This is a genomic window from Sporosarcina siberiensis (assembly GCF_042681925.1).
In the GTDB taxonomy this organism is placed as follows: Bacteria; Bacillota; Bacilli; order Bacillales_A; family Planococcaceae; genus Sporosarcina; species Sporosarcina siberiensis.
The window spans coordinates 339,250-347,156 of sequence record NZ_JBHUGI010000034.1 but is presented as its reverse complement, the minus strand read 5'-3'; the positions used below and the strand labels follow the sequence as shown (position 1 = coordinate 347,156).

Genomic DNA, 7,907 nt, shown 5'->3' with positions numbered 1-7,907 from the left:
AGGGAAGGCCTCTTTTCTAGGATTGGTTGTGGTGACTTAATTCTACCAAGAAAAGGTCTTCCTTTTTGTATTTATTCATTTACACAAGATATTTTACACTCTCTGGGCGCGATTTTAGCATAAGAAATTTGAAGAGACTTTAACGTATAAATGAGCAGACCTACAATAATTATTGTAGGTCTGCTCATAAGCTTCCTAACACTGTTTCTTTTTAACAAAAGGTTAATATATGGAACAAAACAAAGATACCTAATTCATATGCGAATTAGGTATCATTTTGGTTGTTTAATTGCATTATTGTACCAGTGAACTGAACGGGTCACACGTAATGGGGGCTGGTTCTTTTTATGTGATTTCGTTACTCACAAGTAAAAGTGTAGTCTAGATTTAAGAATGTTCTTTCTTCTACTATAATACCGTTTTTCTCGAGACAGCCTTCACGGGCAAGTTTTAGTTCTTTGCTATTAAAATAGGATTCCGTTGCAATGAGAATGAAAACTGCTAAAATAGCTGCGAAGCCTATGATGATAACCCCTTTTTTTGTCGACTTGTGCTTTTCATTCATGAGTAACTTCAGCTCCTTTATTCGTTAATGTACTCGATGTAGAGATTGTCATCTGTTTTAATGATTAAGTCTTTCGGAACAAGCAGATGAACAGTTACTTGAGAAGAAGTTGAACTTTGAAACCGATTCCCCAAAGGTACTCTTTCACTAAATTGATTCAATAGAAAGGCGTCTCCATAAGAAATAACTTCTACTTTTGTAGGCGGGGGCGTTGTAAAAGTTACTTCATTATCATTCCATTTTGGTAGTGTGTATTTCATTTGGTCTGAGTAGTCCAATTCGTTGACCATTAATCTTGGCTTTAGAAGTGTTTCTTCGATGATTCCATCATTTTGGGTTTTCCGTTCTATAAGTATCGACGATTGAAAATTCATTTCGTTACTTTGCCACTTTAAAGACAACGTATTACCTATATCATGTGTGCGTTTGTCAATGATCTGGGATCTGTCAATGGACTCCAAATCCCCTTCACGAATCAGTTCATCAATAAGATAAAACTCATTCTCAGAAAATGCTTCCATAGATGGATTTACTGTATTTTTACTCAGTACCTCAGCAGCGATCAGTGCGATTAGAAGAACGCCTATATACAGTCCAAATGAAATATACGTCCACTTTTTATTTACCTGAAAGGTGAAAGACTTTTTAGTGCGTAAGAAGTACGCGGAGATTAGTAAAATTAGAATCATAGGAATGAGTAATGACATTATTTTCTCACCTCCGTTTTATTTGTGATGGCAACTGAAATGACAAATAGTAAAACAACGGTAACTAGAACTTTTAGGATGAACAGTACGATTGATGTTTCGTTTCCATAAAACAAGGCGATTTGGTTAATATTAAAGCCACTCACTCCAAGTAGAAACCAAGGCCCAACGAATACTGCGATAAAGATAATTGGGATGACAAGTTTGCTTCGTTGTATGAGCGATCCGATTGCATACCCTATGCTTGCAAATAAAAGAGTATAAAAGATTGAAGCGATAACCCGCAAGGCGAAATCATAAGGTGAACTGAAAAATCCAGCGGTTTCAATTGCAACAGAATCGTATTTCATGATGGCGAAGAGTTTGATAGTGGAACCTGCAAGTGCTGCTGTAAGGCCCCCGATTATTGCAGCAATCATTAAGAATAAATAACTGGATATATGATGGGAGAATCGATTCGAAACGAACGTGAATGCATCGTTGCGATAAGCCATTGTTGTTAATAGAATCCCTTGTATAACTGCCCAGACAAGTGTAAATATAACGAGCGTATCATTGGTAAGTTGCATCTGTGCAATTTCAAGTGTCTCACCATAACTTGAGAAATGACCACCATTTCCAAAGGACGTAAAGATTCCAAGTAACTGCATGACGAGTAAAGAAGTAAAGACCCCAGTGTAGCCATTAAACTTATATTGAATTTGTTTTTTTACGATATCAGCGAGTCGTGGCTCCGTCAAATACATCATCAATTCCTCCTTTCAAACTAGAAGTAAGGGCAACATATGCATCGTTTGCGGAAACGGGAAGGATCTTTATTCCAAGATCCTGCATGTGAATCAATTCATCAGAAGTAAATGTGTTTTCAACGAGAACTTCATAATAGATTTCGTTCAATTGTCTGTTGAACACATTTTTTTCTGCGATTTGAACACGAACACTTTGTTCAGGTCCAATCAATCGAATAAACATTTCCTGAAGATCGGTAATTGGACCGTGAAAACGCACAATGCCGTCTTTCACAAGAAGAATATCTTCGAGCAAGTCTTCGATTTCATCAAGATGATGGCTGGACAGCAATATCGTTCGCGGATGGGCAATATAATCTTTCAAAAGTGCGCGGTAAAAGTCTTTTCGAACAGCACTATCCATCCCGGTTGTCGGTTCGTCAAAGATGGTTAGGGGACAGCGTGATGCAATGCCGATGATTGCATTGAATGTGTTCATCTTTCCTTTTGAAAGATGCTTATGACGCATATTGGAATGAAATCCGAAGTACTCAAAGAGCCTTTGTGCGAGTATGGCATCCCAATTGACATAGAATCGTTTCGCTTCTTTCAATATTTCTTCGAGAGAAAGTTTGTCGGAGAAGCTCATCGTATCGTCGACGTAAATTGAGTTTGCGGAGACTTTTATACTGTTAAATGGATTTTCTGAAAAGACATGCACATCACCTGAAGTTTCTTTAATATGTCCGGAAATGATTTTCATTAATGTGGTCTTTCCAACTCCGTTTCGACCGATGATTCCTGTTAAAACACCTTCCGTAATTGTAAAGTTCATTTGATTGAGCACAGAACGATTACGATATGATTTGGTTACATTGTTAAACTCAATCACGTTCATGAAGAACCCTCCTTTTTCTTGTTTCGTTCTTTTGAAATAATCGCTAGTAAGTGCTTTTCATCTACCCCAAGAAGATCTGCCTCTTTAAGTAATTCCACTACGAGCCGTTTTAGCGTCTCTTCTTTTCGTTTTGTAAGTAACTTTTCACGGGCATCAGGTGAGACGAACATGCCGAGTCCGCGGCGTTTGTAAATAAGTTCAGCATCCACCAACAGCGTCAAACCCTTCCCGGCAGTCGCGGGATTAATATTGAAAATCTCTGCAAGCTGGTATTGTGAATACACTTTTGCGTCTGGTAAAAGGGTGGAGTCGATAATACTTGTTTCAATCCACTCCGCAATTTGGATATAGATTGGTTTTGAACCGTCCATGTCAAGCACTAGCATCACCTCCTACTTCTATAGTGCATTACTCTTGTAATGTACTATAGGTTAATTATGAATAAAAGTCAATAAAGAAATAAGCCATTCAGAAGTTTTGGGCAATTCTGTTTGAACAGTGTACAGACCTGAAAAGCTGTGGCATAATAGTGATTATCTATAAACAATTCGTAATACGAAAGAGTTTTGGGGGATTAATATGAAAACGGTATTTTCTTTTGCAAAAGCGTATAAATTACCAATGGCGATTGCGTTAATTTTAATGCTATTGGAGTTAAGTGTAGAGCTTATTCAGCCTTTGTTTATTGCAAAAATCATTGATGATGGAATTATTGCAGGAAACGAAGATGTGATATGGCTGTGGGGAAGCGCGATGATGGGGCTCGCGCTTGTAGCTTTTTTATCAGGAGTTATCAATTCCTATTTCGCGGCACATGCAGCACAAGCTTTTGCTTTTGATTTGCGCCAAGCGTTATTTGGTAAAATACAAGCATTTACAATGTCTACATTTTTACGATTTCCAACGTCTGGACTCATTACACGTTTAACGAGCGACGTTACAATGGTGCAAAACGTTCTATTTATGGGGCTTCGAATCATGTTGCGCGCACCGCTCCTAGTAATCGGAAGCGTAATCATGGCTTTAATCGTCAATGTGAAACTGGCGTTGTTTTTATTAATTGGGGCTCCGTTCCTATTGGTATTTCTTTATTTAATGGCTAAAAAGGGTGTCGGATATTTTTCGGGGATCCAAACTCGCTTAGACCGAGTGAATGGTGTAATCCAAGAAAACCTACAAGCGGTTCGTCTTGTAAAGGCTTATTTACGCGGTATATATGAAACGACTCGCTTCTCTAAAGTGGCAAATTATCTTAGAAGCGATACGGTACGAGCAATGCGTTTAATGGAGCTTATTTTACCGGTCTTGTTACTCGTTATGAACGTGAGTTTAATGGCGGTATTGTGGTTCGGTGCATTTGAGGTTCGTGATGGTGGCGCGCAAGTTGGAGAACTTGTTGCGGTTGTGAACTATGCGATGCGAATGACAGGTGCATTTTCAATGTTTGCATTTATTATTGTCGCATTTTCTAGAGCAAAGGCGTCTTCAGAACGAATGGAAGAAGTTCTTCTGGCCAATGAAAATCTAGAAATTCAAGATTCAGAAGAAGCACAAGTTAGACCTTTGGAAGGTGAACTTGAATTTAGAAATGTATCTTTTAATTATCCAAGAAGCGAAAAACCAATTCTGGATAATATATCTTTTAAAGTTTCGCAGGGTGAAAAGCTCGCGATTATGGGAGCAACCGGGTCAGGAAAGTCTACATTACTGAATTTAATTCCACGAATTTTTGAAGCATCGTCAGGAGAAATATTGGTCAGTGGAATGGAAGTCCGTGAGTGGCCATTAAAGGATTTACGCGACTCGATAGGTCTCGTTCCTCAACAATCCATTTTATTTACGGGATCGATTTTAGAAAACTTATCATGGGGAGCACCTTCTGTAACTACCTCGGATACTGAAGTACATATTGATGAACTTGAAGAGGCTGCAAAGAAAGCTCAAATTCACGAATCCATCGATTCATTCCCACAAAAGTATGCTACGCGTGTGGGGCAAAAAGGTGTCAATTTATCTGGTGGACAAAAACAACGATTGTCCATTGCAAGAGCACTCGTGCGGAAACCTTCAATACTTATTTTAGACGACAGTACAAGTGCACTTGACGTTAAGACGGAAACGGCATTATGGGATGCGTTAGAAGGAGAAAATGCAACAATGCTTGTCGTCACGCAGAAAATTCAAACTGCAAAAGGGGCAGACAAAATTCTGTTATTGGATGAAGGAATCGTTGTTGGTTACGGGACGCATCAAGATTTAATGAAACAGTCTCGTTTATACAGAAGAATTGCGGAATCGCAGTCGGAAGAGGAGGTGATAACCGATGTTACGCATCCTTCGTAAACCATTTGGTTATGAACCGATTCTAACGAAAGAAGATATTAAAGGTCCCGCGAAAAAGAAAACAGAGCGTGCAAGAAACTGGAAATCGGTCCTACACCGAATTTGGCTACTTGTAGACGAACAACGAGCGCTTTTAATTACGGTTTTAGCACTCGTTTTTGTCAGTTCGGTCCTAGCACTTCTTGGACCAATCCTTGTTGGGAACATTTTGGACAATAATATTATAAAAGGTGAATTCACCAATCTTGGAAGTAAAATCGGTTGGCTTATCGCAGTTTATATTGGTTTATCCACCGCGCTGTACTTACAAAACTATTGGATGGTAGGGATTGCTCAGCAGACAGTTTATCGACTGCGTACAAGTTTATTTGCCCATCTGCAAAAACTACCCGTGACCTTTTTTGATAAAAGACAGCATGGAGAGCTTATGAGTCGGATGACGAACGATATTGAAAACGTCAGCCAGACCTTGAACACTTCATTTATACAGGTGTTTTCAAGTGTCTTGACGCTCGTTGGAACGACCGCGGTTATGTTGTATCTCAGTCCACTTTTAACTTTATTGACGATGAGTATTATACCGCTTATGTTCATAGCGATGCGGTGGATTACGCGTCGAACAAGTAAACTGTTTAAAGAACAACAAATTGCAGTTGGGGAATTAAACGGAATGATTGAAGAAACCATTTCGGGACAACGCATTGTGAAGGCTTTTTCTCAGGAAGCACGTGTTATGGAAGAGTTTAGAGAAAAAAGCGATCGTCTTCGTCGAACAGGTTTTTGGGCACTGACGTATTCGGGTTTTATTCCCAAAGTAATGAATACGTTAAATAATGCGAGTTTTGCTATCGTTGCAGGTGTGGGTGGGTTGCTTGCACTTAGAGGTGACGGTGCCGTGACGGTTGGAACGATCGTGATATTTACGGAACTCGCACGTCAGTTTACACGTCCGCTCAATGATTTAGCGAACCAGTTCAACACAGTTCTATCTGCCCTTGCTGGAGCGGAGCGTGTTTTCGGCATTATGGACGAACCGATTGAGAAAGATGATGCGACGGAGTATGAAGATATGTTGCTGAAAGGCGATGTTGAATTCCGTGATGTATCTTTCGGTTATGCGGTAGAAACGGATGGCTATACGATTGAAAATGTTTCATTTCATGTAAAAGCTGGTGAAACAGCGGCTTTTGTTGGTGCAACAGGAGCTGGAAAGACAACAATTATGCAACTTCTAGCGCGATTTTATGAAATTAATAAAGGTGAGATATTAATAGATGGCATTCCAATTCATAAGTTGCCGAGAAAAACACTTCGCAGTCAAACAGCGTTTGTTTTACAAGATCCATTTCTATTCGAAGCGACTGTTTTCGAAAACATTCGGTATGGAAAACTAGACGCGACAGATGATGAAGTCATTGCGGCAGCTAAAAAGGCGAATGCACATAATTTTATTGAAAAACTAGATGAAGGCTATGACACAGTTCTTACTGCGGACGGTGAAGAAATTTCACAAGGTCAAAAGCAATTGCTGTCCATTGCAAGGGCGCTTGTGGCAGATCCTGTACTTCTACTTCTTGACGAAGCGACAAGCAGTATCGACACGGTGACAGAGTTGGAAATTCAAGAAGCACTCGATCGCCTTATGGAAGGACGAACGAGTTTCGTCATCGCACACAGACTGAATACCGTTCGAAAAGCAAATACTGTTCACGTAATGGAACAAGGGCAGCTCATTGAATCGGGGAACCAAGAAGAACTCATCGAGCAACAAGGTGTTTTCTACAACATGTTGCGCGAATCTGAAATATAAGAATTCAAAAGAAAAAGCTGCAAGAGGATGATATCTTCTTGCAGCTTTTTTGATTTTGAACAAACGTTGTGAAGTTTTGGTGGAGTGTTGAGATGTTTAGTGTAAACGTTGCAAGGTTTTGATGGAGTGTTGCGAAGTTCTGTGGAAACGTTGTGAAGTTTGTGAAGCGTTGCGAGGTTTGGTTAAAACGTTGTGAAGTTCCGGTGAAAAAGTAAATTAAAAAGCACTAGGGTATCTATAACGAATAGACACTCTAGTACTTATTGGGAAAGTTTTTCTTACATTAAATAAAAGTTACTGTTCTTCTTCAATATCGAGTTTTGTACCGTCGTCGAAATCTATTTCTAAATCAAACTTTGAATACATATCAATTCCGTAATACTCTAATATCTTGTCGATCACATCTTGTTTAGAAGTGTCTTTTGTTATGAAAATGTCGACGAAAAGTTTGTTCAGTTCATTAAAAGCTTCCTCATCTTTTAGCTTTACGTTTTCAAGCTTATTTTCGAATTCAGCCTCAATCTTACTTTTCGATACATCATATTCGGCGTCAATTGCATCCTTACCATCGATTTCAATATCAAGATCGAATTTATTAAAACCATATCCATCGCCAGTCTCTATAGAGCCGCCGACTTTGTCTCTTTCAGGAATAACAAGAGCCTCTTCTGTGTTCTCTTTATCTGCATTCTTGCCTAAATTACCACAACCACCAACAATTAAAGCTCCGAGCAACAAAACAAATCCTAAGAATATAAACTTTTTCAAGTTTTCCACGGCCTTTCAAATTTAATTTCCCTATTCTTATTTTTACCTCTTTGTAAGGAAATTAAACAAAAAAGAATTGTCAGTCAAA

Annotated in this window: 8 protein-coding genes; 2 read left to right on the top strand and 6 right to left on the bottom strand. The window is 39.1% G+C overall.

Features of this window, described 5'->3' with window-relative positions; translation table 11 throughout:
* Positions 1-358: 358 nt before the first annotated feature.
* Genes ACFSFY_RS15640 through ACFSFY_RS15620 form a run of 5 tightly spaced genes read right to left on the bottom strand, consistent with a single transcriptional unit; the run spans position 359 to position 3,284 of the window.
* Entirely contained in the window at positions 359-565 is a 207-nt protein-coding gene (locus ACFSFY_RS15640; protein WP_381539634.1) for a hypothetical protein, read from the bottom strand.
* Between the two features lie 17 nt (positions 566-582).
* Positions 583-1,272: a hypothetical protein gene (locus ACFSFY_RS15635; protein WP_381539632.1), complete on the bottom strand. Its 690-nt coding sequence runs from the start codon at positions 1,270-1,272 to the stop codon at positions 583-585.
* A complete protein-coding gene (locus tag ACFSFY_RS15630) occupies positions 1,272-2,018 on the bottom strand; it encodes a hypothetical protein (RefSeq protein WP_381539630.1) in 747 nt (248 codons plus the stop codon). Before ACFSFY_RS15630 ends, ACFSFY_RS15635 begins: the two co-directional genes overlap by 1 nt.
* The gene (locus ACFSFY_RS15625) at positions 1,990-2,898 is read right to left on the bottom strand and encodes an ATP-binding cassette domain-containing protein (protein WP_381539628.1); all 909 of its coding nucleotides are present in this window, start codon (positions 2,896-2,898) and stop codon (positions 1,990-1,992) included. Before ACFSFY_RS15625 ends, ACFSFY_RS15630 begins: the two co-directional genes overlap by 29 nt.
* On the bottom strand, positions 2,895-3,284 hold the full coding sequence (locus ACFSFY_RS15620; protein WP_381539626.1) for a GntR family transcriptional regulator: 390 nt from the start codon (positions 3,282-3,284) through the stop codon (positions 2,895-2,897). The genes ACFSFY_RS15625 and ACFSFY_RS15620 overlap by 4 nt, the downstream gene beginning before the upstream one ends.
* 193 nt (positions 3,285-3,477) lie before the next feature.
* Between ACFSFY_RS15620 and ACFSFY_RS15615 the strand changes: the two genes are divergently transcribed.
* Both ACFSFY_RS15615 and ACFSFY_RS15610 read left to right on the top strand, forming a co-directional pair.
* Positions 3,478-5,241: an ABC transporter ATP-binding protein gene (locus ACFSFY_RS15615; RefSeq protein ID WP_381539624.1), complete on the top strand. Its 1,764-nt coding sequence runs from the start codon at positions 3,478-3,480 to the stop codon at positions 5,239-5,241.
* Complete coding sequence (locus ACFSFY_RS15610; protein WP_381539622.1) at positions 5,222-7,051, top strand: ABC transporter ATP-binding protein; 1,830 nt, start codon at positions 5,222-5,224, stop codon at positions 7,049-7,051. The genes ACFSFY_RS15615 and ACFSFY_RS15610 overlap by 20 nt, the downstream gene beginning before the upstream one ends.
* A 294-nt stretch (positions 7,052-7,345) precedes the next feature.
* Here ACFSFY_RS15610 and ACFSFY_RS15605 read toward each other — a convergent pair whose 3' ends face one another.
* Complete coding sequence (locus ACFSFY_RS15605; protein WP_381539620.1) at positions 7,346-7,819, bottom strand: YusW family protein; 474 nt, start codon at positions 7,817-7,819, stop codon at positions 7,346-7,348.
* Between the last annotated feature and the right edge of the window lie 88 nt (positions 7,820-7,907).